At 56.5% G+C, this 24,388-nt stretch carries 22 protein-coding genes and 1 pseudogene; 10 read left to right on the top strand and 13 right to left on the bottom strand.

The window, feature by feature from the left end; translation table 11 throughout:
- Window position 1: 1 nt before the first annotated feature.
- Together ACIQT8_RS15245 and ACIQT8_RS15240 are read right to left on the bottom strand one after the other, a co-directional pair.
- Window positions 2-841, bottom strand: a complete 840-nt coding sequence (locus tag ACIQT8_RS15245; RefSeq protein ID WP_400966698.1) for a DNA adenine methylase — start codon at window positions 839-841, stop codon at window positions 2-4.
- A 263-nt stretch (window positions 842-1,104) separates the two neighbouring features.
- Window positions 1,105-2,664: a recombinase family protein gene (locus ACIQT8_RS15240; protein WP_400966695.1), complete on the bottom strand. Its 1,560-nt coding sequence runs from the start codon at window positions 2,662-2,664 to the stop codon at window positions 1,105-1,107.
- Window positions 2,665-2,697: 33 nt separating this feature from the next.
- On the opposite strand from ACIQT8_RS15240, the pseudogene ACIQT8_RS15235 reads away from it, so the two are divergent.
- Window positions 2,698-3,600: pseudogene (locus ACIQT8_RS15235) on the top strand (YifB family Mg chelatase-like AAA ATPase); the annotation flags it as partial.
- A 123-nt stretch (window positions 3,601-3,723) separates the two neighbouring features.
- Here the strand turns inward: ACIQT8_RS15235 and cysK are convergent.
- The 3 genes from cysK to dut all read right to left on the bottom strand — a co-directional run bounded on the left by cysK (window position 3,724) and on the right by dut (window position 6,005).
- Window positions 3,724-4,692, bottom strand: a complete 969-nt coding sequence (gene cysK, locus ACIQT8_RS15230) for a cysteine synthase A (RefSeq protein ID WP_400966692.1) — start codon at window positions 4,690-4,692, stop codon at window positions 3,724-3,726.
- A 144-nt stretch (window positions 4,693-4,836) separates the two neighbouring features.
- On the bottom strand, window positions 4,837-5,454 hold the full coding sequence (locus ACIQT8_RS15225) for a LysE family translocator (protein ID WP_400966689.1): 618 nt from the start codon (window positions 5,452-5,454) through the stop codon (window positions 4,837-4,839).
- An 80-nt stretch (window positions 5,455-5,534) separates the two neighbouring features.
- Complete coding sequence (dut, locus tag ACIQT8_RS15220) at window positions 5,535-6,005, bottom strand: dUTP diphosphatase (RefSeq protein WP_400966686.1); 471 nt, start codon at window positions 6,003-6,005, stop codon at window positions 5,535-5,537.
- Between the two features lie 90 nt (window positions 6,006-6,095).
- Between dut and ACIQT8_RS15215 the strand changes: the two genes are divergently transcribed.
- The 3 genes from ACIQT8_RS15215 (at window position 6,096) to ACIQT8_RS15205 (ending at window position 9,399) form a co-directional block, all read left to right on the top strand.
- Entirely contained in the window at window positions 6,096-7,679 is a 1,584-nt protein-coding gene (locus tag ACIQT8_RS15215) for a peptide chain release factor 3 (protein WP_400966683.1), read from the top strand.
- A gap of 158 nt (window positions 7,680-7,837) precedes the next feature.
- Window positions 7,838-9,043 (top strand): bifunctional phosphopantothenoylcysteine decarboxylase/phosphopantothenate--cysteine ligase CoaBC, encoded by a 1,206-nt coding sequence (gene coaBC, locus ACIQT8_RS15210; RefSeq protein ID WP_400966680.1) that lies wholly within the window; start codon window positions 7,838-7,840, stop codon window positions 9,041-9,043.
- On the top strand, window positions 9,040-9,399 hold the full coding sequence (locus ACIQT8_RS15205; protein ID WP_400966677.1) for an MmcQ/YjbR family DNA-binding protein: 360 nt from the start codon (window positions 9,040-9,042) through the stop codon (window positions 9,397-9,399). The genes coaBC and ACIQT8_RS15205 overlap by 4 nt, the downstream gene beginning before the upstream one ends.
- Here ACIQT8_RS15205 and ubiB read toward each other — a convergent pair.
- Together ubiB and ubiE are read right to left on the bottom strand one after the other, a co-directional pair.
- Window positions 9,392-10,966, bottom strand: a complete 1,575-nt coding sequence (gene ubiB / locus ACIQT8_RS15200; RefSeq protein ID WP_138794355.1) for a 2-polyprenylphenol 6-hydroxylase — start codon at window positions 10,964-10,966, stop codon at window positions 9,392-9,394. The two genes, ACIQT8_RS15205 and ubiB, sit on opposite strands and share 8 nt — an antisense overlap.
- A gap of 37 nt (window positions 10,967-11,003) precedes the next feature.
- Window positions 11,004-11,780 (bottom strand): bifunctional demethylmenaquinone methyltransferase/2-methoxy-6-polyprenyl-1,4-benzoquinol methylase UbiE, encoded by a 777-nt coding sequence (gene ubiE, locus ACIQT8_RS15195; protein ID WP_138794356.1) that lies wholly within the window; start codon window positions 11,778-11,780, stop codon window positions 11,004-11,006.
- Window positions 11,781-11,924: 144 nt separating this feature from the next.
- Here ubiE and mutM point away from each other — a divergent pair, with 144 nt between their 5' ends.
- The 4 genes from mutM to dnaA all read left to right on the top strand — a co-directional run bounded on the left by mutM (window position 11,925) and on the right by dnaA (window position 16,456).
- Window positions 11,925-12,821 carry a bifunctional DNA-formamidopyrimidine glycosylase/DNA-(apurinic or apyrimidinic site) lyase gene (gene mutM / locus ACIQT8_RS15190; protein WP_400966673.1) on the top strand — a complete coding sequence of 299 codons (897 nt, stop codon included), beginning with the start codon at window positions 11,925-11,927 and terminating at the stop codon, window positions 12,819-12,821.
- 34 nt (window positions 12,822-12,855) lie between these two features.
- Window positions 12,856-13,629 (top strand): enoyl-CoA hydratase, encoded by a 774-nt coding sequence (locus ACIQT8_RS15185; protein WP_400966670.1) that lies wholly within the window; start codon window positions 12,856-12,858, stop codon window positions 13,627-13,629.
- A gap of 227 nt (window positions 13,630-13,856) precedes the next feature.
- On the top strand, window positions 13,857-14,123 hold the full coding sequence (gene rpsT / locus ACIQT8_RS15180; RefSeq protein ID WP_138794359.1) for a 30S ribosomal protein S20: 267 nt from the start codon (window positions 13,857-13,859) through the stop codon (window positions 14,121-14,123).
- An 869-nt stretch (window positions 14,124-14,992) separates the two neighbouring features.
- Window positions 14,993-16,456, top strand: coding sequence for a chromosomal replication initiator protein DnaA (gene dnaA, locus ACIQT8_RS15175; protein WP_400967166.1), 1,464 nt, complete (start codon window positions 14,993-14,995; stop codon window positions 16,454-16,456).
- Between the two features lie 55 nt (window positions 16,457-16,511).
- Here the strand turns inward: dnaA and hemW are convergent, their stop codons facing one another.
- From hemW to rph, 3 genes are read right to left on the bottom strand one after another with little or no spacing between them, the layout of a single operon-like run.
- Window positions 16,512-17,711, bottom strand: a complete 1,200-nt coding sequence (hemW, locus tag ACIQT8_RS15170) for a radical SAM family heme chaperone HemW (protein ID WP_400966667.1) — start codon at window positions 17,709-17,711, stop codon at window positions 16,512-16,514.
- Between the two features lie 5 nt (window positions 17,712-17,716).
- Window positions 17,717-18,361: an RdgB/HAM1 family non-canonical purine NTP pyrophosphatase gene (gene rdgB, locus ACIQT8_RS15165; protein ID WP_400966664.1), complete on the bottom strand. Its 645-nt coding sequence runs from the start codon at window positions 18,359-18,361 to the stop codon at window positions 17,717-17,719.
- A 16-nt stretch (window positions 18,362-18,377) separates the two neighbouring features.
- Complete coding sequence (gene rph / locus ACIQT8_RS15160) at window positions 18,378-19,094, bottom strand: ribonuclease PH (RefSeq protein WP_138794363.1); 717 nt, start codon at window positions 19,092-19,094, stop codon at window positions 18,378-18,380.
- A 274-nt stretch (window positions 19,095-19,368) separates the two neighbouring features.
- Here rph and hrcA point away from each other — a divergent pair, with 274 nt between their 5' ends.
- Both hrcA and grpE read left to right on the top strand, forming a co-directional pair.
- Window positions 19,369-20,460, top strand: coding sequence for a heat-inducible transcriptional repressor HrcA (gene hrcA, locus ACIQT8_RS15155; RefSeq protein WP_138794364.1), 1,092 nt, complete (start codon window positions 19,369-19,371; stop codon window positions 20,458-20,460).
- Window positions 20,461-20,580: 120 nt separating this feature from the next.
- Complete coding sequence (grpE, locus tag ACIQT8_RS15150; protein ID WP_400966660.1) at window positions 20,581-21,231, top strand: nucleotide exchange factor GrpE; 651 nt, start codon at window positions 20,581-20,583, stop codon at window positions 21,229-21,231.
- A gap of 103 nt (window positions 21,232-21,334) precedes the next feature.
- Here grpE and ptsN read toward each other — a convergent pair whose 3' ends face one another.
- The 3 genes from ptsN to rpoN all read right to left on the bottom strand — a co-directional run bounded on the left by ptsN (window position 21,335) and on the right by rpoN (window position 24,244).
- A complete protein-coding gene (ptsN, locus tag ACIQT8_RS15145) occupies window positions 21,335-21,796 on the bottom strand; it encodes a PTS IIA-like nitrogen regulatory protein PtsN (protein ID WP_262523999.1) in 462 nt (153 codons plus the stop codon).
- Window positions 21,797-21,878: 82 nt separating this feature from the next.
- Entirely contained in the window at window positions 21,879-22,457 is a 579-nt protein-coding gene (hpf, locus tag ACIQT8_RS15140; RefSeq protein WP_400967163.1) for a ribosome hibernation-promoting factor, HPF/YfiA family, read from the bottom strand.
- A 233-nt stretch (window positions 22,458-22,690) separates the two neighbouring features.
- Window positions 22,691-24,244: an RNA polymerase factor sigma-54 gene (gene rpoN / locus ACIQT8_RS15135; protein ID WP_400966657.1), complete on the bottom strand. Its 1,554-nt coding sequence runs from the start codon at window positions 24,242-24,244 to the stop codon at window positions 22,691-22,693.
- Between the last annotated feature and the right edge of the window lie 144 nt (window positions 24,245-24,388).

Raw genomic sequence — 24,388 nt, 5'->3', positions numbered from 1 at the left:
ACTACCAATTCTTAACTAATATCTCAGCGCTCTTGCGTCGATTAGCAGCGAATCCAGCGATATTCTTTTGTACCAGATACTTCTCGCTTCCCCACTCAGCTGAAATAAAATCAACAATCTCATCATCAATGAAGCTTAGCAGAAATTTGGCACCCGCTTTGTCGATCGCCCGGAGTAGCGCTGAAAGTCGCTCCGTATCCTGATGATTGAAATGCCCTTTCACATACTCGTTGAAAATCCTTCCTTCGGATTTGACGTAAGGCGGGTCGAGATAAACGAAATCACCTTTTGCAACGTTGGCGGAGATGACGGTGTGAAAGTCGCCGTGCTCTATTTGCGTATTCTGAAGACGTTCTGAACACGTCAGCAGATCGTCACAAGCGGGGTAACTCCCTCGACGCTGTGCGGCGTAAGGAACATTGAACTTTCCAGATTTGTTGGTCCTAAAGAGCCCATTGAAGCAATTTCTATTGAGGTAGAGCATCGACGCGGCATGATCTAAATCATCCTCCTCCGTGCCAAAAGTTTTTCGGATTGCCAAATATGTCTCTTTATCCCGGCTATGAGCAATCAGTCGCTCATAGAGTTCGATCGGGCGATGCTTCACCTGGATGAACAGGTTTACGACCTCCCAATTGAGGTCAGATATCAAAGCAGCACTAGGATTCAGATGGAAGTACAACGCGCCCGAACCGACGAATGGTTCTAGGTAACGCGAATATTCAGGCGGGGAGTTCTCTGCCAGCTTTTTGACAACTGAACGTTTACTTCCCGCCCAGCGCAAGAACGGCTTTGCAGCGGCAGTCGCCGCAACTTTCCCACCGCTCACTGTCTTACCCATAACTTCCGCACGTAACTCTACTTTCGCTCTACCTATGCGACAGTGTGTTTCATGCGCTTTAGCAAATCAAGTCGGAAGTTGGGCAAGCCGACGACCCGCCGCCCCTCATAAACAACATATTTGCAAGAAGACCACACATCAAGTCTAACTCTTGAAGAAGCAAACGATATCCAAGGCGCCATCTATCTACAGAAACCGCTGTCAGGACCGACGCGATCAGAATACACGAATTGACAACGCCGGAGAAAAACCCTTGTTTTGCATCAGTCGAAGCCCACCACAAGCGGCATCGTGTAAAAGACCTCCGACACCTCGCCCGGGACGTGCTTCCAGTACATTTCGAGCTTGCCGGTTTGATAGTTCACCACGGCCTTGCGGAATAGCTGTCGCAGGGTGGCATTGATCCGGCCCACATCCTCGGCCTCGATAGCGCCCATAAGTTCCACATACGCCACGTTCTGAACGCGATTAGTAAGTGACGATGAAATGCGGGACGCTATGTCCAGCTGCTCTTTCTTTGCCCCATCCAATTTGCTCTCAAGCTGTGTCAGTCGATCCAGTAGAGCCCGAGAATGGCCCGCCTCTCCGATCGCTTCGACAATCTTGGCAATGCCTTCATCAAGCCCCCAAATCTCGCCCTCGAGGGTTTGCCATTGGGTTTGTAGGCTGTCGTCGGGGGATGGCATTTCCGCGATCAGTTCTTCCGCTTTCCCGATGATCGCAGTGTGAACATACTCCAGTCGAACTTGGTGATATTCGCAGCCCGCTCCAACCTTTGCGGATGTGCAGACGAGATAAGGTTTACCGGCCTTCTTCCGGCTTCCCTTGTTCACGCGGGTCATTGTTCTGTCGCACAAGGGGCATTTCGCGAGGCCAGCAAGGATATTCGCTCGGGAGGCTCCAGCACTGGTAGAGCCCGCCGCCGCACGGCCACTGGTGAGGTCCCCAACGCGCTCAAATGTCTCCCTGTCGATTACTGCGGGATAGTAGTTCTGTATCGGGTCGGTGGGGGTTCTGACGCGCTTTCCGTCCACCCGGCTGTATCGGTGTGGCGTGAACTCGCCTACTGTGGCGGGATTGCGGAGTATTTTTGACACGTATGAGCGGTGCCATAGCTTGCCTCTGCCGAAGACCGGGATGCCTTCTCGGACAAGAATGCCGGTAATGGCGTGCTGCCCCAGACCGTCAAGTGTCATGCGGAAGATGCGGCGGACCACTTCGGCTCGCTCGGGCATCAATTCGAAACCACTTCGGTCTGCTTTGAGGCGCACCCATGCGGGAGACACGGAGGTGAGGGGCGTTGTTCCGGCCTCACTACGTTTGTTCTCCCATGAGGCGCTTAGTCGCCGGGATTTGGTTTCGCTTTCCTCATTCGCCCGCATGAACATCATGACGGCCACCATAAGGTCTATCGGGTTTCTCCGAAGGCTCTCATGGGTGAACTCTCGGCCATCGTTCAGGGTGACAACAGTGACTCCCTCTCGGGCGATGTCCTTGAGCGTGTCGAGGGCATCAAGGGCATTCTCTCGTGAAATGCGGTCTAGATTCTCGACAAGGAGATACGAGCCCTTCGGTATGTCGCCGGAACGGACGAATGCTAGAAATTCACCAAGCATCCCTTCGGCGCGGTTCTTCCCTTGGAATGCCGACACACCCAAATCGTGGAAGGTGAAGGTGTCATCAAGGGTCAGTCCATGCGTTGCCGCGTAACGTGCTGCAGCCTCAGTTTGTCGCCGGAAACTGTCCCCTCGCATCTGGTCTGGAGTGGAGAAACGGACGTAGGAATATGCCCTCGGTTGAGCAGAACTGGAAATTTTCTTCATAATATCAACTTATTATTTCTGAGGTCTTTTGTCCATAACATGCTGATGGTCGGACCGCCGGGATCAGGAAAATCCATGCTGGCCGCCCGTCTTCCCTCCATCCTGCCGCCGCTCGAGGCAGCCGAGCTTCTTGAGGTGTCGATGGTGCATTCGATTGCCGGGCAACTGTCGGGCGGGAAACTATCGGATCGCCGGCCGTTCCGCACCCCGCATCATTCCGCCACCATGGCTGCACTTGTCGGCGGTGGACTGAAGGCGAAACCAGGGGAGGCGTCGCTCGCTCATCATGGCATACTCTTCCTCGACGAATTCCCGGAGTTTACGCCGCAGGCGCTGGATGCATTGCGCCAGCCACTCGAGACAGGCGAGTGCATTATTGCCCGTGCCAATCACCGCGTCAGCTATCCCGCAAATATCCAGCTCGTGGCGGCGATGAACCCGTGCAAATGCGGTATGGCGGGAGAGCCGGGCTTTACCTGTGCCAGAGGGCCTCGTTGCGTTGCAGATTATCAGGCGCGGATATCAGGTCCTTTGATGGATCGTATCGACATTCGTATCGATGTACCGGCCGTTTCGGCTGCCGACCTCATCCGCCCGGCGGCGTCTGAATCGAGCGCCGATGTCGCAGCCCGCGTTGCCCGTGCACGCACGGCACAACAGGAACGCTACGCATTGGCAGGTGCAGCCGGAATTCGCACCAATGCACGCTGCTCGACTGCGTTGATTGAAAAATTCGCAGAGCCCGATGCTCCCGGTCTGCAATTGTTACGCGATGCGGCAGAGCGGCTGAAATTTTCTGCGCGTGGTTATCACCGCATTCTCAAAGTTGCCCGCACACTCGCCGATCTCGATGGCAATGCCACAGTTGGCCGCATCCATGTTGCGGAAGCTGTGTCCTATCGTATTGCTGGTCAGAGACTGACAGCGGCAGCCTGATAACACGGGCTGCTTGTCTCTGGTAATTGCCTGGCAACAGTACCGCACCCCTCAGCCGTCTTCTGAAGGAATACGACGCCCCGTCTCGCGCTTGCGGAACGGGGCGTTACATCTTGATGATGATTAGAGACCAAGCCCCTCGAACAGGGCCGTCGAAAGATACCGTTCCGCGAAGGATGGAATGATGACGACAATGTTCTTGCCGGCATTTTCCTCGCGCGAGCCAACCTTGATGGCGGCTGCGAGTGCTGCGCCAGAAGAAATGCCAACCGGAACGCCTTCGAGGCTCGCAACGAGACGGGCCGTTGCAAACGCTTCGTCATTGGTCACGGTAACGATCTCGTCGTAGACCTTGGTGTCGAGAATGGCTGGTGCGAATCCGGCCCCAATTCCCTGAATTTTGTGTGGGCCAGGGTTACCGCCTGAAAGCACCGGGCTGTCAGCCGGTTCAACCGCGATGACTTTTACATCGGGCTTGCGGGATTTCAGAACCTGACCGGTGCCGGTAATCGTGCCGCCGGTGCCGATACCGGCGACCAGAATATCCACCTCGCCATTGGTGTCGTTCCAGATTTCTTCTGCCGTGGTCTTGCGGTGAATTTCCGGGTTGGCCGGATTCTCAAACTGTTGCGGAATGATCGCGTCAGGCAGCGTTTCGGCAAGCTCCTGCGCCTTGGCAATCGCGCCCTTCATGCCCTTCGGGCCTTCGGTCAGAACCAGTTCCGCGCCAAGCAGAGCCAGCATCTTGCGGCGCTCGACCGACATGGTTTCCGGCATGGTGAGAATAAGCTTGTAGCCCTTTGCAGCAGCGGCAAAAGCGAGTGCGATACCGGTATTGCCCGACGTTGGCTCGACCAGTGTGGTCTTGCCGGGCGTGATCTTGCCCTGCGCCTCAAGTGCCTCAATCATGGCGACGCCGATACGGTCTTTGACGGATGCGATAGGGTTGAAAAATTCAAGCTTCGCCAACAGGTTGGCCTTAACACCCTTTTCCTTTGCCAGCTTGTCTAGCCGCACGATCGGCGTGTCGCCAATGGTCTCGGTGATGGAGGAATAGACGCGTCCGCGCCCTGGTTTTCTGGTTTCCGACATGAGTGTCCTCCTGTGCTTTTGACCGGCATAAATTTCGCGCAGGATAGGGCGAATGCAAGGAGGATGCCAGAGAATGGATGTGCGTATGTGTCGATTTTCGGAGCGAAAAATACTTCAGGAAGCGAATTTTTCGGAAGAAAAACCTCAGGCAGACCTGATCGCGATCATCGCGGCTGTTCCGGCCAGAATGCCCGCAGCGGCGCGGTTGAGGATGGTCAGAGCGCTGGGCCGCTTGAGGAGCGCGCGAGCTTTCGAGGCCAACAGAATATACGGCAACAGAACCGCCATCAGCACAAGAAAGGTTACGCCCAGAAGCGTGGCGTATTCGGCTGCGCCAATCATACGGATATCGATCAATGTTGGCACGAGTGCCACATAGAACAGCATCGTCTTGGGGTTTCCGAGCGTGATGAAAAGCCCGGAGAGAAAGGACATGCCAATGCTCGTGCTTTTCCTGGCCTGCAGGTCCTGCGGCAGAAGTCCCGCCGTCCATAGCTTCCATGCGATGTAGAGCAGGTAGGCTGCACCTGCAAACTTCAGCACCATGAAAGCTTCCTGAAAGGTCTGTGCGACAAAGGCAAGTCCAAGGATAACGGCCGTCAGGTAGACCATATCGCCAAGCACCAGGCCGAGCCCCATGAAGAAGGTTTCCCGAAAGCCGGAACCCAGGGCTCGCGCCACGATGGCCGTCATGCCGGGGCCGGGAATGGCGGCGGCAATGAAGAGTGCGGTCGCATACGCGAGAATGGTGGTCACAGTCATGAAGGGTGTCCTCGGTCCTGTGCGAGACTTAACCGAAACCTCAGGCCTTCACAACGTGGCCACCACGGCATCTTGTGCGATCAGACGCCGGTCGAACCAAAGCCGCCGCCGCCGCGCTCGGTCGAGGATGTCTCTGTGACCTCTCTCACAACGACCTGAGTTACCGGTGCAATCACCATCTGGGCAATGCGCATGCCGCGTTCGATAATAAAATCGGCGTCGCCGAGATTGGCGAGGATGACCTTCACCTCACCGCGATAATCGCTGTCCACCGTGCCAGGCGAATTCAGACAGGTAATGCCGTTCTTGATGGCAAGCCCGGAGCGCGGACGGATTTGCGCCTCATATCCAGAGGGGACCTCAAAGATGAAGCCGGTTGGCACAAGTGCACGGCTGCCTGGCTTCAACACCAGGGGCGTGTCGGCGGCTACAGCGGCACGAAGGTCCATGCCGGCTGCTCCGGCCGTTTCGTAGGAGGGCAGTTCGAGGCCCGTTCCATTGTCGAGGCGGATGAGTTTCAGAGCAGGGCGATTGTCATTTTGCTGGGTCATGCGGCATTAGTTTTCGCTCATGAGGCCAAGGTCAATTGCAAAATGGGGCCTGAAACGCTAGATAGCCCGCAATTCCACAGGATTTATGAAATGGCCGAAACACTTGCCGAGGCGGTCTCCCGCCGCCGCACCTTTGCTATTATCGCGCACCCGGACGCCGGTAAGACGACGCTGACCGAAAAGCTGCTGCTGTTCGGTGGAGCAATTCAGCTTGCTGGTGAAGTGAAAGCGAAGAAGGATCGCATTCAGACCCGTTCTGACTGGATGAAGATCGAGCGAGAGCGCGGCATCTCCGTCGTCACCTCGGTCATGACCTTCGAATACAACGACAGGGTCTTCAACATCCTGGATACACCTGGTCACGAAGACTTCGCGGACGATACCTATCGCACGCTGACGGCGGTGGATGCGGCCATCATGGTGATCGATGCCGCGAAAGGTATCGAGCCGAGAACGCTGAAGTTGTTCGAAGTCTGCCGCATGCGCGACATCCCGATCATCACCTTCATCAACAAGATGGACCGCGAGAGCCGCGATCCCTTCGAGATTCTCGATGAGGTTGAAGAGAAGCTGGCGCTGGACACGGCTCCGGTAACGTGGCCGGTCGGTCGCGCCAAGACATTCTGTGGAGCCTATAACCTTGCCCAGAACACCTTCCGTGGTGTTGACACGCAGGTGGATGGTTTGCCGGTCAACGGTCCGCAGGCTGTCGCAGATAGGCTTCCGGAAAACGAACGCCATGCCTTTATCGAAGAGACGGAACTGGCGCTTGAAGCCTGCCGCCCCTTCGATCGTCAGGCGTTTCTGGAAGGCCACATGACACCGGTCTTCTTCGGATCGGCCTTGCGTAACTTCGGCGTGCGCGATCTCATCAATGCACTGGGTGAATTCGCTCCGCCGCCACGCGATCAGGTTGCTGATATCAGAACGGTTCATGCCGCCGAAGAAAAGATGACGGCGTTCGTCTTCAAGATCCAGGCGAACATGGACCCGAACCATCGTGACCGCATCGCCTTCGCCCGCATCTGCTCGGGCAAGCTGGAGCGCGGCATGAAGGCGCGGCTTGCCCGTACCGGCAAGCAGTTGGGTCTGACTGCGCCGCAGTTCTTCTTTGCCTCGCAGCGCCAGCTGGCCGACACCGCTTATGCAGGCGATGTGGTCGGTATTCCGAACCACGGCACGTTGCGTATCGGTGATACACTGACGGAAGGCGAAAGCCTGGTGTTCCAGGGTGTCCCGAATTTCTCGCCGGAAATTCTGCGTCGCGTACGACTTGAAGATGCCATGAAGGCCAAGAAGCTGAAGGAAGCACTGCAGCAGATGGCGGAAGAGGGCGTCGTTCAGCTCTTCTCGCCGGAAGATGGTTCTCCGGCGATCGTCGGTGTTGTCGGGGCGCTGCAGCTCGATGTGTTGAAGGAGCGGTTGATGGGCGAATACGGTCTGCCGGTCTCCTTCGAAATGTCCCGCTTCTCCGTTTGCCGCTGGGTTTCCTCCGACCAGCCTGCGGAATTCGAGAAGTTCTTGAACGTCAAGCGTGGGGATATTGCCCGCGATCTGGATGGCGATCCGGTGTTTCTGGCACAGGACGCTTTCTCGCTGCGGTATGAAGCGGAACGCTACCCCGCGATCAAGATGGTCGCCATCAAGGAATATCACGTTGCCAAGGCGGCGTGAGTTCAACCGAATTGCGCCTTAAGTGCCAAGGACTTGCAGCATCGGGATTACACCTGCTGCTGCAAATTTGCGGTGTTGGGCCTCTTTACTGAAAACTGCTTCACAGTTGTGGGTATGCGCTATAGTTTCCCCGTCAAACGGGAAACTGGTCCGGCATCATGGCACTTTCAGGCAAACACATCCTTCTCATCATTTCCGGCGGTATCGCGGCCTATAAGAGCCTCGACCTTATCCGTCGTCTGAAAGAGCGTGGTGCGAAAGTCACCCCGATCATGACGAAGGGCGCGCAGGAATTCGTCACCCCGCTTGCCGTGGGTGTGCTGTCTGCAACCCATGTGTTTACCGAGCTTTTCTCAAGGCAGGATGAGCAGGATGTCGGTCACATCCGATTGGCGCGCGAGTGTGATCTCGTTCTGGTCGCCCCTGCTACCGCTGATATCATGGCCAAAATGGCGCATGGGCTCGCGGATGATCTAGCCTCGGCGGTCCTGCTTGCGACGGATCACACGGTTCTGGTCGCGCCTGCCATGAACCCGAAAATGTGGTCTGCCAAGGCAACACAGCGCAACATCAAGGTGTTGAAGGGCGATGGCATCCACTTTATCGGACCGATGGCAGGTGAAATGGCCGAAAAAGGAGAAGCGGGCCTTGGCCGCATGGCTGAGCCCTTGCAGATCGTCGAGGCAGTTGAAACGTGTCTTGGCGGCAGCCCAGGGCCACTCAGCGGCAAGACAGCGATCGTGACATCAGGCCCGACACACGAGCCGATCGATCCGGTGCGCTACATCGCCAATCGTTCTTCGGGAAAACAGGGACATGCGATTGCTGCGGCACTGGCCGAGCTTGGCGCAGAGGTGACGCTGATTTCCGGTCCTGTTTCGATTGCTGATCCGGTGGGCGTCACGACCGTTCGCGTCGAACGCGCCGAAGAAATGCGCGACGCTGTCGTGTCCCGTCTTCCCGTTGATATCGCCGTCATGGTTGCTGCCGTCGCTGACTGGCGTGTGGCAAGTGCAACCGACCAGAAGATCAAGAAACAGCCGGGCGATCAGCCCCCCGCTCTCGAGCTCACGGAAAATCCGGATATTCTGAAAACGGTGGGTCACCACGAAAGCCGCCCGAAGATCGTCGTCGGTTTTGCCGCCGAAACACAGAATGTCGAAACGAACGGTCGGGCCAAGCTGGAGCGGAAGGGCGCTGATTTCATCGTCGCCAACGATGTCTCGGCTGAGACCGGCATCATGGGCGGTGACCGCAACAGCGTGAAAATCATCTCGAAAGCGGGCGTCGATGCTTGGCCGGATCTTGATAAAGCCGATGTAGCGAAGCGCCTTGCTGCGCTGATTGCGGAGAAACTCGCATGAGCCTGTTCGAGCGCAAGACCTTCGATACCACCTTGAAGGCGTGGCCGGGTGTCAGTTTTGTCGATCAGTGGGATTCGCACGTTGCCAAGGTGGGCGAGAAGGTCTTTGCGGTGCTGGGCGAGCGGGACAACTGGCGGCTGGTGGTGAAGTGCTCTGAGGAGAGCTTTGAAATTCTCACCTCATTGGAAGGCATCGGCCAGGCACCCTATTTTGCCAAGCGAAAGTGGATTTCTATTTCCGATCACGCACCACTCGAACCGGAGGAGCTGAAACATTATGTCCGCCGGTCCTATGAGCTGGTTGCCTCGGGCCTGACCAAAAAGCTCCGGACGGAGCTGGGTATCGTTTTTAGCTGACCTGGACGGCGATGTAGACAAGCGTCGCAGCAATCACCCAAAGCGCGATCCGGCCCCACTTGGTGTGGCGGGCTTCTGCCTTGCCGATAGCCTCTGCCGTCTGCGCATCGAAACGCAGGCCGTTTTCGCTCATTGCCATCAGATCGGCATGGAATTTTTCGGTTTTGGCGGCAATTTCCGGCGCCGCCTCGGCAAGTTTGACGGCGGCTTTCAGACCGTCCTTCAGATCGGTGACGATACGCTTGGGGCCGAGATTGTCGCGAATCCAGCTTGCAACAACCGGGTCCGCCGCCTTCCACATGTTGAAGCGCGGGTTGAGAATGCGCGAAACGCCTTCCACCACCACCATGGTCTTCTGCAGCATGACCAGTTCGGGCCGTGTTTCCATGTCGAACAGCTCGGTGACTTCGAACAGCAGCGTCAGCAGCTTGCCCATGGAGATGGTTTCTGCGGGCTGACCATGGATCGGCTCGCCAATGGCGCGGATCGCCTGTGCGAAGCTGGCAATATCGTGGTGGCCCGGCACATAACCGGCCTCGAAGTGGACTTCCGCCACACGCATGTAGTCGCGGGTAATGAAGCCGTAGAGAATTTCGGCCAGGAAACGGCGTTCCTTTTTCCCCAGACGTCCGGCAATACCCATATCCACGGCAACGATCATGCCCTGCGGGTCGACGAAAAGATTGCCGGGGTGCATGTCGGCGTGGAAGAAACCATCGCGCAGCGTGTGCCGCAGGAAAGACTGGATCAGCGTGTCGGCGAGCGCGTTGAGGTCGTGACCGGCGGCTTTGAGCCCCTCGATATCGGACATCTTGACGCCGTCGATCCATTCCATCGTCACGACGTCGCGGCCGGTGCGTTCCCAATCGACTTCCGGGACACGGAAGCCTGGATCGTCTTTTGTATTCTCGGCGAGTTCGGAAAGGGCCGCAGCCTCAAGCCGGAGGTCCATCTCGATCTTGGTCGTCTGCTCCAGCGTCCGCGTCACCTCAACTGGACGAAGGCGGCGGGCGGATTTGACGAAGCGCTGCTGCAGGTCGGCGATCAGGTACATGGCTTCCAGATCGTTCTGGAAGCGCTGGCGGACGCCGGGGCGGATGACCTTCACGGCGACCTTGCGTGGTCCTTTGGGTGTATCGATCGTGGCGGGATGCACTTGCGCTATGGAAGCGGCCGCAATCGGATCGCCGAAGTCACGGTAAAGCTCGGAGACCGGACGTCCCAGGGAGCCTTCGATATTGGCCTTTGCCGCCGCCACGGGGAAAAACGCCATCCGGTCCTGCAGGCTCGCCAGATCATCGGCAAACTGCGCCCCGACAACATCCGGCCGGGTCGCCAGAAACTGTCCCATCTTGACGTAGGACGGCCCCAACCGTTCCACAGCCGTCGCCAGTCGATCGCTGCGAACGGCACGTTTTGCCTTGCTGCGCGCAAACGGCTTCAGCAGTGCTTTGACGAGATGCGCTGACGGCGGCATGTCATCGGCAGGCAAGGCCAGCACCACGCCTTCGCGCACGAGAACCCAGCCGACTCTTGCGAGACGGAAATATGCGCCAAGAGTGCTCATGCGGATGCTTTCTTCCTGCCCTTACCAGCCATGTCGATCAGAGCTTCCAGCCGGAATGCAGGGCGGCAATGCCGCCGGTATAATTGGTATAGTTGACGCGAGAGAAGCCGGCAGTCCGGATCATCGTCGCAAAATCATCCTGATTGGGGAACTTGCGGATCGATTCCACCAGGTACTGGTAGGGCTCGGCATCGCCGGTAATCATCTTGCCGAACTGCGGAATGGCGTTGAACGACCAGGCATCGTAAACGCGGTCGAGAAGCGGCATTTCGACTTCGGAGAATTCCAGCACCAGAAGGCGTCCACCACGTTTCAGTACGCGATGTGCTTCCTTGAGCGCCACGTCGATGCGCGGTACGTTGCGGATGCCGAAAGCGACCGTATAGGCGTCAAAGCTGTTTGCCTCGAAGGGCAACTCTTCGGCATTGGCCTCGACGAAGGTCAGGTTGTCGGAAAGCTTCCTCTTGGCGGCGCGTTCTTCGCCAACTGCCAGCATCGAACCGTTGATATCGAGCACGGTGGCGTGAGCGAGACGATTGGATGCCTCGACGATACGAAACGCGATATCGCCTGTGCCGCCGGCCACGTCCAGAATCTTGTATGATGCTTCTTTGCGCGGTGCCAGTGCAGCGACCATCGCGTCCTTCCACAACCGGTGCATGCCCGCCGACATCACGTCGTTCATGATGTCATAGCGCTTGGCAACCTTATGGAAAACCTCGTTGACCAGTCCCTGCTTCTTGCCTTCGTCCACCTTGTGGAAGCCATAGGAAGTTTCCATACCGCCATCGGCGGTCGTGCGGGCGTCGGTCATCGTCGGTCTCCGTATTTATTGCGTTGCGGACCATAGCGGAAACGCCATGGCAGCGCTATCTGTTGCGGGCATCAATTGACCGCGACATTTCGCACGCACTCTATAGACCACTTGGTCCTAACGATAAACACCCGGATAAGCCAGATGCCAGAATTGCCTGAAGTCGAAACCGTCAGACGTGGCCTCACGCCCGCCATGGAAGGATCAACGATCCGAAAGGTGTATCTCGGTCGTCCGGACCTGCGGTTTCCTTTTCCGGGAGACTTTGTTTCGTTGATCGAAGGAAAGCGGATCGTCTCGCTTGGTCGAAGGGCGAAATATCTGCTGATCGAGCTTGAGGACGGGCTGACGGTCATCTGCCACCTTGGCATGTCGGGCTCGTTCCGTGTGGAAGTGGACGACACGGAAAGCGCACAGACGCCGGGGGAGTTCCACCATGCTCGCTCCAAGGATGGAAAGCACGATCACGTCATCTTTTATCTTGAGGGCAATCAGGGCCGCGTTTGCGTCATCTATAATGACCCCCGCCGGTTTGGTTTCATGCATCTGGTCGTGCGGAACAAGATAGATCTTTATCCCGCTTTCGCCGGGCTCGGACCCGAACCGACAGGCAATGCCTTGAGCGCGGATTATCTGGCCTCGAGATTTGCCGGCAAAAGCCAGCCATTAAAGACGACCTTGCTGGATCAGAAGGTCATTGCGGGTCTTGGCAACATCTATGTCTGCGAGGCTCTCTGGCGCGCGCATCTCTCGCCGCTTCGCGCGTCGGGAACGCTGGTGACGGCGACAGGAAAACCCAAGGCCCAGCTTGTCGAGCTAACCGAAAAGATCCGCGATGTGATTGCCGATGCGATTGCGGCCGGGGGCTCTTCGCTACGGGATCATATTCAGACCGACGGCACACTCGGATATTTCCAGCATTCCTTCTCCGTCTACGATCAGGAGGGCGAGCCTTGCCGCACACCCGGTTGCAAGGGTACCGTTGAACGGGTCGTACAGGCGGGACGTTCGACGTTTTATTGTGCCGCCTGCCAGAAGTAGCTCGGCAACACGTATATGGAGAAGGGAGGCCGCTGTGGACTATGAAACGATACTGGTGGAGAAACGCGACGAGGTTGGCGTCATAACGCTCAACCGGCCGAAGGCGCTGAATGCGCTCAACTCGGCTCTGCTGAAGGAACTGCGGCATATCCTTGCCTCTTTCTCCGCAGATGATTCCATTGGCGCCATCGTTATAACCGGCTCCGAAAAGGCATTTGCTGCCGGCGCTGATATCAAGGAAATGCAGTCTCTCGATTTCGTGGATGTCTATGTCGGCGATTTTCTTGGTGGTTGGGATGAGGTTGCGGCAACCCGCAAGCCGGTCATTGCCGCGGTTTCGGGCTTTGCTCTCGGCGGCGGATGCGAACTGGCAATGATGTGCGATTTCATTATTGCCTCGGATACGGCGAAGTTCGGCCAGCCTGAGATTACCCTAGGTGTCATTCCGGGCATGGGCGGCTCTCAGAGGCTCACCAGAGCTGTCGGCAAGGCAAAGGCGATGGATATGGTGCTGACGGGTCGCATGATGGATGCGGCAGAGGCTGAGCGCGCCGGACTGGTATCGCGCATCGTGCCGGCGGCCAGCCTCGTCGAGGACGCAATAGAGGCGGCAACGCGTATTGCTTCACTGTCGCGTGCTTCCGTTGTCATGGCCAAGGAGAGCGTCAATCGCTCGTTCGAAGTGTCGCTTTCGGAGGGACTGAGATTTGAACGCCGTCTGTTTCAGTCGCTGTTCGCAACGGAGGACCAGAAGGAGGGAATGGCTGCTTTCAGCGAAAAGCGCAAACCCGCATTCAGGAACCGTTAGAGTCTCTGTAATGGAATAAGGAAACGCGCTAAGGATTCGGAATAACGGCGTTTTCAGTGAAATTGCGCGTTGACGGGCGTCCGCTTTAACGGTATATGCCCGCCCACGGTTACGGAAAGTCATCCGGCTTGTCCGAAATTACTCCCGCATTCTTGGGTTACGTGAGGTCGTAGAACGACCCGATCCTGTGGTTGCGGAATTTGGTTCGAATTCGAAGAGAGGCATACATGGCCAATACAACTTCGGCGAAAAAGGCGACCCGCAAGATCGCTCGCCGTACCGCAGTCAACAAGGCTCGCCGTTCGCGCGTTCGCGGCTTCATCCGCAAGGTTGAAGAAGCCATCGCATCGGGCGACCTGGCAGTAGCCACCGAAGCTCTGAAGGCTGCTCAGCCGGAAATCCAGCGCGCTGCTACAAAGGGCGTTCTGCACGGCAACACTGCTTCCCGCAAGGTGTCTCGCCTGGCGCAGCGTGTTAAGGCACTTTCCGCCTAATCCGGCTAATCACAATTCGCTATTTAAAAAGCCTGGCCTTTGGCCGGGCTTTTTGTGATTCTAACCGTACGTTAATCTTTCCTGATGTAGCGTGACAATAGCATGTCAAGGAGGCGACACAAAAAGCGATTATAAATCAAATACTTGCTGGAGGTCGCCTTGAAACACCGAGGCTTTCTTTACGGAAGTCGGGGCAAGTTTCGAGTCAAGATAATTTTTATTTTTTTGCCAAAATCGTCTCGCGGAAAACGAGAAATTTGAATCTCATTGATTCATAAGAGATTCTGCTTCGGGCCGTTCCGGTGATGCAAAACGGCTTTCCTGAGTCAATGGCCGTTGTTCGTTTTTGCAGAAAAAACGCCATTGATCTCTGCCATCGATCCTGCCTAAATGCATTTCAACAAGGGGCGCGGATCTCAGTCCACAGATTATCTCGATGATCATATCGGCGATATTCACCCTTGTTGCGGGCGGATCTTTCGGGGTTCGTTTTTTTCAGTTCATGGAGCTATTTGCGCCGTTCCGGTCTCGGAGCGAACGGGTAGTCTTTGTCTGAAGAAATACATGTTCAGGTTGCAACGAAAGGAGTGTTGTTAGCGTATCGCAGGCCTCTCCATGATGAAGAGGGAAATGGGATAACCGGCTCGCGAACGAGTAGCGCTTTGGACAATTCTTGCGAGGGGAATGTCGAAAGCAAGAATAACACGAGGGGGATCCCTGACGGTGAATTTGATCGTCAGGCTATGATTGGCAATTTGAAAGGCGGCAATATGCAATTGAATTTGGCGATGGGTGCGGTGACGGACGGGGACCGTGCACCAAAGGCATCCGATGCAGCTTGCTCTGACGCGGCAGGGGACAAATCGACAATGAAGCACGATGCGCTGTTTGAACGTTTTAGCGCGCGGCTCAAGGCACAGGTCGGTCCCGAAGTTTACGCTAGCTGGTTTGCAAGACTTAAACTCCATTCTGTTTCCAAAAGCGTTGTTCGCTTTACTGTTCCAACGACCTTTTTGAAGTCGTGGATCAACAACCGTTATATGGATCTCATCACCAGCCTGGTGCAGAGCGAGGATGCGGATGTTCTGAAGGTCGAGATTCTCGTCCGTTCGGCAACCCGTCCGGTTCGTCCTGCGCAGGCGGAAGAGCGCATGCAGCCCGTACAGGAAGTCGGTGCGATCCAGCGGAACAAGCCATCCATTCCGCAGCAGCCGGCTTTAACGCCGTCGCTTCAGTCTGCCACGGCGCAGCCTACAGTGCGGCAGGGTAGCTCTGGTCCATTGTTCGGCTCTCCGCTTGATACACGTTTCACCTTCGATACCTTCGTTGAGGGCTCGTCGAACCGTGTTGCTTTGGCGGCGGCCAAGACCATTGCAGAAGCTGGTGCTGGCGCTGTGCGCTTCAACCCGCTGTTCATTCATGCAGGCGTTGGCCTCGGTAAGACGCACTTGTTGCAGGCTATCGCCAATGCAGCCATCGACAGCCCGCGCAATCCGCGCGTCGTCTATCTGACGGCTGAGTACTTCATGTGGCGTTTTGCAACGGCGATCCGTGACAATGATGCACTGACGCTCAAGGACACCTTGCGCAACATCGACCTGCTCGTCATCGATGACATGCAGTTCCTTCAGGGCAAGATGATCCAGCATGAGTTCTGCCATTTGCTGAACATGCTGCTGGACAGCGCCAAGCAGGTCGTTGTCGCTGCCGATCGCGCCCCCTGGGAGCTGGAATCGCTTGATCCACGCGTCCGTTCGCGTCTTCAGGGTGGCATGGCCATCGAAATCGAAGGCCCTGATTACGACATGCGTTATGAAATGCTGAACCGTCGCGTCGGCTCGGCCCGTCAGGATGATCCGTCCTTTGATATTTCGGAAGATATTCTGACGCATGTTGCCAAAAGCGTCACGGCAAGTGGGCGCGAGCTTGAGGGTGCCTTCAACCAGTTGATGTTCCGCCGCTCGTTCGAACCGAACCTGTCTGTGGATCGCGTTGATGAACTGCTGTCGCATCTCGTCGGTACGGGCGAAGCCAAGCGTGTTCGCATCGAAGACATCCAGCGTATTGTTGCCAAGCATTATAACGTGTCGCGCCAGGAACTTGTGTCCAACCGTCGTACACGCGTTATCGTCAAGCCGCGTCAGGTTGCCATGTATCTGTCGAAGATGCTGACACCTCGCTCCTTCCCGGAGATCGGCCGTCGTTTCGGTGGACGTGACCACACGACCGTTCTGCATGCGGTTCGCAAGATCGAGGAACTGATTTCGGGCGACACCAAGCTCGGTCACGAGGTCGAACTGCTGAAACGTTTGATCAACGAGAACAACGCATAAAAAAAGCGGCCTTCGGGCCGCTTTTTTATTTGTCTGTCACAGGCTTGAAGTTCAGTCAGCAGGCCAGATCAGCGACGACGGCGTCCAGAATGAGCATGCCGGCAGGCGTGCAGCGCAAGCGAGAATTGCCGAGGCGTTCGACAAAACCGTGTTGCAGCAGGAAGTCTTCCTTTTCCGGATCGAGTTCACGACCTGAAAGTTCGCTCCACCTGGCAAGATCAACGCCTTCCCGAAGCCGAAGACCCATCAGCAACAGTTCGTCCGACTGTTCGTCAACGCCCAGAAGCTCCTGATCGACCATGCCGTGCCCGTCGCGTTCCACGGCTTCGAGCCAGGTTTCCGGATGTCGCTGGGTCGCCGTCGCAAGCTTGGACGAGCCCTTTGTCAAACGCCCATGGGCGCCAGGTCCGATGCCGGCATAATCTCCATACCGCCAGTAAGTGAGATTGTGTCGGCTTTCCGCGCCGGGACGCGCGTGGTTCGACACTTCATAGGCGGGCATGCCGTAACGCTCGGTGATTTCTTGCGTTGCCTCATAAAGGATAGCCGAATGTTCGCCGTCCGGCACGATGAGTTTGCCTGCTTTGTGCAGACCGTAGAAGGGGGTGCCTTCCTCGATCGTCAACTGGTAGAGCGACAAATGATCCACGGCGTAGGAAACCGCTTCTTTCAGTTCCGCGTCCCATTCCTCCACCGTCTGTCTGGGGCGGGCATAGATCAGATCGAAAGACATGCGTGGAAAGATTTCGCGTGCCAGCCGGATCGCTTTCAAGGCATCGGCAACATCATGCAATCTGCCCAGGAATTTCAGGTCACGATCATTGAGGGCCTGCACGCCGAGTGACACCCGGTTGACACCCGCCGCCCGATAGCCGCGAAAACGCTCAGCCTCGACGCTGGATGGGTTGGCCTCCATGGTAATCTCGATACCATCTGGCACATGCCAGAAGCGCGAGACGCCATCGAGGACAGCGCCAACCGTCCGCGGGTCCATCAGCGATGGTGTGCCGCCGCCCATGAAGATGCTGGTGACGGCGCGAGGACCACTGATGGCCCGCATGCGCTCCATTTCTTTCAGGAAAGCTGCAGTAAATCGCTCCTGATCCACGGGCTTGTGGCGGACATGACTGTTGAAATCACAATAGGGACACTTGGCCGCACAGAACGGCCAGTGCAGGTATATACCAAACCCCGGATCGCCCGTATCCGGCAGAAGCGATGTGCCGGGGGCAGAAATCTGATGCTCCCCGTTCATCGGGTTCAAGCCTCCAGGCACGTTTCTACGAATTTCTTGAATGCACGCGCACGGTGCGAAAGGGCAAAATCATCGCCCGGTTTCCAGCCGTGTTTTTCCTCGGCGGTCATTTCGCCGAATGTCGCCTCATAGCCTTGCGGCTGGAAAATCGGATCGTAACCGAACCCGCTCGTTCCGCGTGGCGGCCAGGCAACAGAGCCTTCAACCTCTCCACGGAAATACTCGAGATGACCATCCGGCCAGGCAAGGCAGAGCACACTGACGAAACGGCAGCCTCGCTCGGCAGGAGTTGCAGCCTTGCGCTCGGCAAGTGCATCCTCGACCTTCTGCATGGCCATCTGAAAATCGCGCGTGCCGTCAGCGGTTTCCGCCCAGTTGGCCGTATAGACACCAGGTGCGCCATCAAGAGCATAGATCACCAGACCGGAATCGTCGGAGAGGGCCGGCAGACCAGACGCTTTCGCTGAGGCAAGCGCCTTGATGGCAGCATTTTCCTCAAACGTCGTCCCGGTCTCGTCCGGCTCGGCGAAATTGAGTTCTGCCGCCGATTTTGCCGAAAAGCCGAACGGTCCGATGAGATCGGCGATTTCGGCAATCTTGCCCTTGTTGTGGCTGGCGACGACGATCGTGCGGGTATCGAGCTTGCGCATGGCGTATCCTATCGGCTCAGGCAATTGCCTGCTTCTGCAGGGCAACCAGTTCAGCGCATCCTGTCTTGGCAAGACCAAGCAGCGTCAGAAACTCTTCTTCGGAAAAAGGCGTGCCTTCCGCCGTACCCTGGATTTCGACGATGCCGCCTGCACCGGTGATGACGAAATTGGCATCGGTTTCGGCAGAAGAGTCTTCCAGATAGTCGAGATCGATGACGGGCTGGTTGGCAAAGATGCCGCAGGAAATCGCAGCAACATGGTCCTTGAGGACCTTGTCGACCTTGATCATGTTGCGGGTTTCCATCCACTTCAGGCAATCGTGCAGGGCAATCCATGCGCCGGTGATCGAGGCTGTGCGCGTCCCGCCATCTGCCTGGATCACGTCGCAGTCGATGCTGATCTGGCGCTCGCCAAGTGCCTGCAGGTCAACGACAGCGCGAAGCGAGCGGCCGATGAGGCGCTGGATTTCCTGGGTGCGGCCACCCTGCTTGCCAGATGCAGCTTCTCGCTTCATGCGCTCGTGCGTGGAGCGTGGCAGCATGCCGTATTCTGCTGTGACCCAACCTTTGCCGCTGTTGCGCAGCCACGGCGGCGTCTTTTCTTCAAGGCTCGCCGTGACAAGCACATGCGTGTCACCGAATTTGACAAGACAGGAACCTTCCGCATGTTTCGAGAAATTACGCTCGAAGGAAACCTTGCGCATCTGGTCGGTTTTTCTGCCTGAAGGCCGCATCTCGTCACTCTCCTTGTTCGTTTCAGCCTTCTAGAGCGTTTCCCGGTGAAATGGAAACAGTTCTGTGGGTTCTGAGGGGATTATATGTATGCGAATGGCCTGCATCGTTGCGATCGCATTCGGAAAGGGTCCTTCATACCGATGGATCGCCCACATCAATGCCTTCGGCGAGGCGATCAAGAAGCGCCTTGTGTTACGCCAATTTCCGTTTTGCCGTGGCCGCACGACGCACTATATTGATGCAGAATAATGACGATGAAAAAGAACGGGCAAAATGGGTTTTTCGGCGCCGCTTTCAAGAGATCAGGCATCGTTGCTGGACGAACGCTCGCGGGAGATCTTCCGGCGAATTGTCGAAGGGTATCTGGAAACAGGTGAGCCCTTGGGCTCTCGCAGTCTGTCTCGATTGTTGCCGATGTCGCTTTCGCCTGCCTCCGTTCGCAATGTCATGAGCGACCTGGAAGAACTGGGCCTGATCTATTCGCCGCATATCAGTGCCGGGCGCCTGCCGACACAGACGGGTCTGCGGTTTTTCGTTGACGCCTTCATGCAGGTCGGCGATCTGCCGGAAGATCAGCGTGCCAGTATCGACCGTCAGATCGGCCCCATGTCGGGCCAGGAGCAGCCGCTCGACGGACTGCTGACCGAAGCAAGCCGCATGCTCTCTGGCATGTCGCGTGGGGCCGGCTTGGTGTTGACCGCCAAAAACGATGTCATATTGAAGCATGTCGAGTTCATACGGCTTGAGCCGACGAAGGCGCTTGCCGTGCTGGTCGGTGATCACAACCAGGTCGAAAACCGGATCATCGAATTGCCAGCGGGAATTTCGTCCTCGCAACTCACGGAAGCCGCAAACTTCATCAACGCCCATCTTGGCGGGCAGACATTGCAGGAACTGAGGAGCCAGTTTCAGATCCATAAGGCGGAGCTCCAGACAGAGCTCGGCCAGCTCGCGCAGGATCTGGTCGAACGGGGACTGGCGATATGGGCTGGTGATAATGAGGATGGCAAGCTTGGCCGTCTCATTGTTCGTGGCCGCTCCAACCTGCTGGAGGGCCTTGCGGGCGAAGAGGATATCGATCGTGTCCGCATGTTGTTCGATGATCTCGAGCGCAAGGAAAACCTCATCGAGATTCTCAATCTGGCCGAGAGCGGTTCGGGTGTGCGTATTTTTATCGGTTCGGAAAACAAGCTCTTTTCGCTTTCCGGCTCGTCGCTGATTGTTGCGCCGTATCGCGACGAGGAAAACCGGGTCGTTGGAGCGGTCGGGGTTATCGGCCCGACGCGGCTCAATTACGCCCGCATCGTTCCCATGGTGGACTACACGGCACAGATTATGGCCCGCCTTTCCAGGAAAACACGATAGGAATTGGTCTAATGACCAGACAATTGCGGCAGGCTTTTTGCCGCAAGCCTTGATTTTTGCCGACCAAAGCTCGATATCGGGCGCAAACAACAAAGTTAATCTTCCAATCTGGAGAACGTCATGACCGACGATACAAAAAAGCCCGGACCTGACGCGGACGTCGCCGAAGAAGTAATCGACAGTGCGCTGGCGGGTGAAGAAGCTCTCGAAGACATCACCGCCAAGGCAGCAGAACCCGATCCGATCGAGGTTTTGAAAGCCGAAAATACCGATCTGCGTGATAAATTTCTGCGTCTTGCCGCAGAAATGGACAATCTTCGCCGTCGCACAGAACGTGAAGTCAAGGATGCGAAGCTTTATTCCGTGGCAGGTTTTGCGCGCGATATGCTGGCTGTATCAGACAATCTGCGCCGTGCGCTGGAAGCTATTCCCGACCATCTCAAGACCGATGCCGAAGCCGGTATCAGCGGCCTGATCGAAGGCGTTGATATGACTGAACGCTCGATGTTGTCTGCGCTTGAGCGTCACGGCGTCAAGAAGATCGATGCTGAAGGTGAGAAGTTCGATCCGAATTTCCATCAGGCAATGTTCGAAATCCCGAACACGACTGTTCCCAACAACACGGTGCTTCAGGTCGTTCAGGCGGGCTATACCATCGGTGATCGTGTATTGCGCCCCGCCATGGTTGGCGTTGCAAAAGGTGGTCCGAAGCTGGAAGCTGTTGCGACGGCTGAGCCGGGCACAGGCTCGCTCAATGAAAAAGATGCCTGAGACAACAAGTCTCCGGAAGAATAAAAAAACGCGCCTCGGGGCGCGTTTTTTTATGTGGATGTCTTGCCCGAACGGTTAGCCGCTCTCACAAAGGCTCGCGCTGTCAGGCAGCGGTTGCCTGCTCCTGATTGAGAAATGCATAGATCGCGGTGTCGGAATCTGTCGCACGCAGCTTGGCCACAAGCTCCGGGTCACGCAGCGCACGCGCAATGCGCGACAGCGCCTTCAGATGGTCGGCGCCAGCCCCTTCGGGGGCAAGAAGAAGAAACACCAGATCGACAGGCTGATCATCCAGCGCTTCGAAATCGACAGGCGTCTCAAGGCGCGCAAAGACGCCGGTGATCGCGTTGATGCTGCTGAGTTTGCCATGCGGAATAGCGATGCCATGCCCCACACCGGTCGAGCCGAGCCGCTCGCGCTGGAGGATGACGTCAAAAACTTCCCGTTCCGACACTCCAGTAATTCTGGCCGCTTTCGCCGCCAGTTCCTGGAGCAGTTGTTTTTTGGAATTCACCTTGAGGGCGGGAATAATCGCATCTTGTTGCAGCAAATCTGCCAACGCCATTCTATTTTTCCTTCATGCCATCGAGACGGTAGGGAGGCAAATTCGCTGTTGCGGGGATGCCTCCCACGTCTTGTCAGACTGTTCAGCTCTTGATCGTCGCTGCGTCGATCCAGCCTATATTGCCGTCGTTCCGCCGGTAGACGATGTTGAGATATTCCTTACCGGGGCTGCGAAACACCAGAACCGGTTCGTCCGTCATGTCGAGGGCCATAACGGCGCTCGCTACGGACATGGTCTTAATCTGTTTCGAGCTCTCGGCTACGATGGTGGGTGCGTAATCTTCCGGAACTTCGTCGTCCGCGTCCGAGATTGCATCCATCACGGTATAAGCAATTTCCTGTGTGCCGCCGTTGGAAGCAGAACCGTTGTGGTGGTCCTTCAGCTTCCGCTTGTAGCGACGCAGGCGTTTTTCAATCCGTTCCGCAGCAGCTTCGAAGCTTGCCTGAGGATCATTGGCCTGACCTGCTGCGTGCAAAACAACACCCGTATCGAGGTGAATTTTGCAATCGGCAGCAAAACGCGGCCCGGATTTTTCAACGGTCACTTGTCCTGAATACCCCCCATCGAAGTATTTGGTAACCGCCAGACCTATGTTGTCCTCGATCCGCTGACGGAAAGATTCGCCGATCTCCATATGTTTACCAGATACACGCACACTCATGGAATTTTTCCTTTTTGTAGTGATTTGCGAGTACCAGCTTACGTCAAGCTGCGCGCGCATCCAAGCGTTTCGAAGACCTCTTTGGGCCTCCATTCCAAATTTACGCCTCTGGACGGTGGAGATGAATCCGTTACAAACAACCTTGCTACCGTGTGCGGCGGGCTTCTAGCCGTTGCATCGGTAAGAGTCAATGGGATGCCGGAAAACCCTAGAAAACGTGATCTCTGGGGTCCTCAATAGGTCGACAATTTCGCCATCGCCTTTTTCTCGCGACGTCTTTGAACGGAGGAGGGGATGTTCATCGCTTCACGGTATTTTGCAACCGTGCGGCGTGCGAGATCGATACCGCTGCTTTTCAGATTATCGACAATATCATCGTCGGAAAGAACAGCATCCGCGGCCTCCTGAGCGATCATCGTCTTGATACGATGGCGGACCGCTTCTGCGGAATGGCTGTCGCCACCCTCCACGGAGCTGATCGACACGCTGAAGAAATATTTCAGCTCGAAAACCCCGCGAGGTGTCAGCATGTACTTCTTGGACGTGACGCGGCTGACGGTGGATTCGTGCATCTTGATCGCATCGGCAACGGTCTTGAGGTTCAACGGCCGCAGATGGCCAACCCCATTGACCAGGAACGCATCCTGCTGGCGCACGATTTCCGTGGCGACTTTCATGATTGTCTTGGCGCGTTGATCGAGGCTTCGCGTCAGCCAGTGCGCGGTCTGCATGCACTCCGACAGGAAATCCTGATCCTCGCCTTCCCGCGTCTTGTGTTTCGAGACCTCGGCGAAATAGGTCTGGTTGATCAGCACCCTTGGCAGGGTATCGGGATTGATCTCCACCAGCCATCCACCTTCGGACGACGGGCGCACGATGATGTCGGGCACGATCGTCTCGGAAACAGTCGACTCGAAACCGGCACCTGGTCGTGGGTTGAGCGTTCTGATCTCCGAGAGCATATCGAGGAGGTCTTCTTCATCCACACCGCAAAGTTTTTTTAACGTGGCAAAATCGCGTTTTGCCAGGAGTTCCAGGTTGTCGATGAAAGCCCGCATGGCCGGATCGAGCCGGTCTTTCTGGGCAAGCTGTATGGCCAGACATTCGCTGAGTGAGCGCGCAAAAACACCAGGTGGGTCAAATCCCTGAAGTGCTTTCAGGACGTTTTCCGCTGCAGCCGTCGTCGTTCCCAGCCGCTCCGCTGTCTCCTGCACCGCATCGACGGCAATATAACCGGTCTCGTCGAGTTGGCCGATCAGTGCGTCCGCAATCAGGCGATCTTCGGCAGAGGTGATGGCGAAGGGTACTTGCTGGTTCAGATGGTCATGCAGGCTTGGCTTGGCAGCGACAAAATCGTCAAGATCATAGCTTTCGCCAGCTTCCTGGCCCGGCATTGAGCGCCACTGGCTCAGAAGCTCCGGCGCATCGGCCTTCCGCGGTTCCGCGTCGTCAGGGAAGACGTTCTCGAAGCTGGTATCGAGTTGTTCACCGAGATTGGCGGCGCGATCCCCGTACCAGTCGTCCGAATCGGATGTGACTGAAGGCGTTGGCGCGCTGGAAAGATCGTCATCTCCATCGTTGAAGTTTGCTACATTTTCAGGCGCAGTCGTGCCTAAATCGCTATCGTTTGCTGCAATTTCCAGCAGCGGGTTTCGCTCGACCTCTTGCGCGATAAACTGCGTCAGCTCGAAATGCGTCATTTGAAGCAGCTGGATCGACTGCATCAATTGAGGCGTCATCACGAGGGACTGGTTTTGACGCAGCAAAAGGCTGGCAGACAATGCCATGGTGGACGCGAAACTCCCCTTACAGCTTCCTCACAGCCTCATTTTCCAGAAAATTCACGGAGACAATGAAACTTGGCCCAAAAATTGCTTTTTTATCTCATTTGGTCAAGCGTCAGAGTGGGGCGAGGTGAAGAATCTTTCGCG

The sequence above is a fragment of the Agrobacterium sp. NPDC090273 genome (assembly GCF_044772305.1).
GTDB lineage: Bacteria > Pseudomonadota > Alphaproteobacteria > Rhizobiales > Rhizobiaceae > Agrobacterium.
Note: the sequence above shows the minus strand (reverse complement) of the source record. Positions and strands in the feature narration are given on the sequence as shown.

Bases quoted from the DNA above. Each gene is read 5' to 3' on its own strand.
- ACIQT8_RS15245 (WP_400966698.1), bottom strand. From the start codon at position 841: ATGGGTAAGACAGTGAGCGGTGGGAAAGTTGCGGCGACTGCCGCTGCA.
- ACIQT8_RS15240 (WP_400966695.1), bottom strand. From the start codon at position 2,664: ATGAAGAAAATTTCCAGTTCTGCTCAACCGAGGGCATATTCCTACGTC.
- cysK (WP_400966692.1), bottom strand. From the start codon at position 4,692: ATGTCGGAAACCAGAAAACCAGGGCGCGGACGCGTCTATTCCTCCATC.
- ACIQT8_RS15225 (WP_400966689.1), bottom strand. From the start codon at position 5,454: ATGACTGTGACCACCATTCTCGCGTATGCGACCGCACTCTTCATTGCC.
- dut (WP_400966686.1), bottom strand. From the start codon at position 6,005: ATGACCCAGCAAAATGACAATCGCCCTGCTCTGAAACTCATCCGCCTC.
- ACIQT8_RS15215 (WP_400966683.1), top strand. From the start codon at position 6,096: ATGGCCGAAACACTTGCCGAGGCGGTCTCCCGCCGCCGCACCTTTGCT.
- coaBC (WP_400966680.1), top strand. From the start codon at position 7,838: ATGGCACTTTCAGGCAAACACATCCTTCTCATCATTTCCGGCGGTATC.
- ACIQT8_RS15205 (WP_400966677.1), top strand. From the start codon at position 9,040: ATGAGCCTGTTCGAGCGCAAGACCTTCGATACCACCTTGAAGGCGTGG.
- ubiB (WP_138794355.1), bottom strand. From the start codon at position 10,966: ATGAGCACTCTTGGCGCATATTTCCGTCTCGCAAGAGTCGGCTGGGTT.
- ubiE (WP_138794356.1), bottom strand. From the start codon at position 11,780: ATGACCGACGCCCGCACGACCGCCGATGGCGGTATGGAAACTTCCTAT.
- mutM (WP_400966673.1), top strand. From the start codon at position 11,925: ATGCCAGAATTGCCTGAAGTCGAAACCGTCAGACGTGGCCTCACGCCC.
- rpsT (WP_138794359.1), top strand. From the start codon at position 13,857: ATGGCCAATACAACTTCGGCGAAAAAGGCGACCCGCAAGATCGCTCGC.
- dnaA (WP_400967166.1), top strand. From the start codon at position 14,993: ATGAAGCACGATGCGCTGTTTGAACGTTTTAGCGCGCGGCTCAAGGCA.
- hemW (WP_400966667.1), bottom strand. From the start codon at position 17,711: ATGAACGGGGAGCATCAGATTTCTGCCCCCGGCACATCGCTTCTGCCG.
- rdgB (WP_400966664.1), bottom strand. From the start codon at position 18,361: ATGCGCAAGCTCGATACCCGCACGATCGTCGTCGCCAGCCACAACAAG.
- rph (WP_138794363.1), bottom strand. From the start codon at position 19,094: ATGCGGCCTTCAGGCAGAAAAACCGACCAGATGCGCAAGGTTTCCTTC.
- hrcA (WP_138794364.1), top strand. From the start codon at position 19,369: ATGGGTTTTTCGGCGCCGCTTTCAAGAGATCAGGCATCGTTGCTGGAC.
- grpE (WP_400966660.1), top strand. From the start codon at position 20,581: ATGACCGACGATACAAAAAAGCCCGGACCTGACGCGGACGTCGCCGAA.
- ptsN (WP_262523999.1), bottom strand. From the start codon at position 21,796: ATGGCGTTGGCAGATTTGCTGCAACAAGATGCGATTATTCCCGCCCTC.
- hpf (WP_400967163.1), bottom strand. From the start codon at position 22,457: ATGAGTGTGCGTGTATCTGGTAAACATATGGAGATCGGCGAATCTTTC.
- rpoN (WP_400966657.1), bottom strand. From the start codon at position 24,244: ATGGCATTGTCTGCCAGCCTTTTGCTGCGTCAAAACCAGTCCCTCGTG.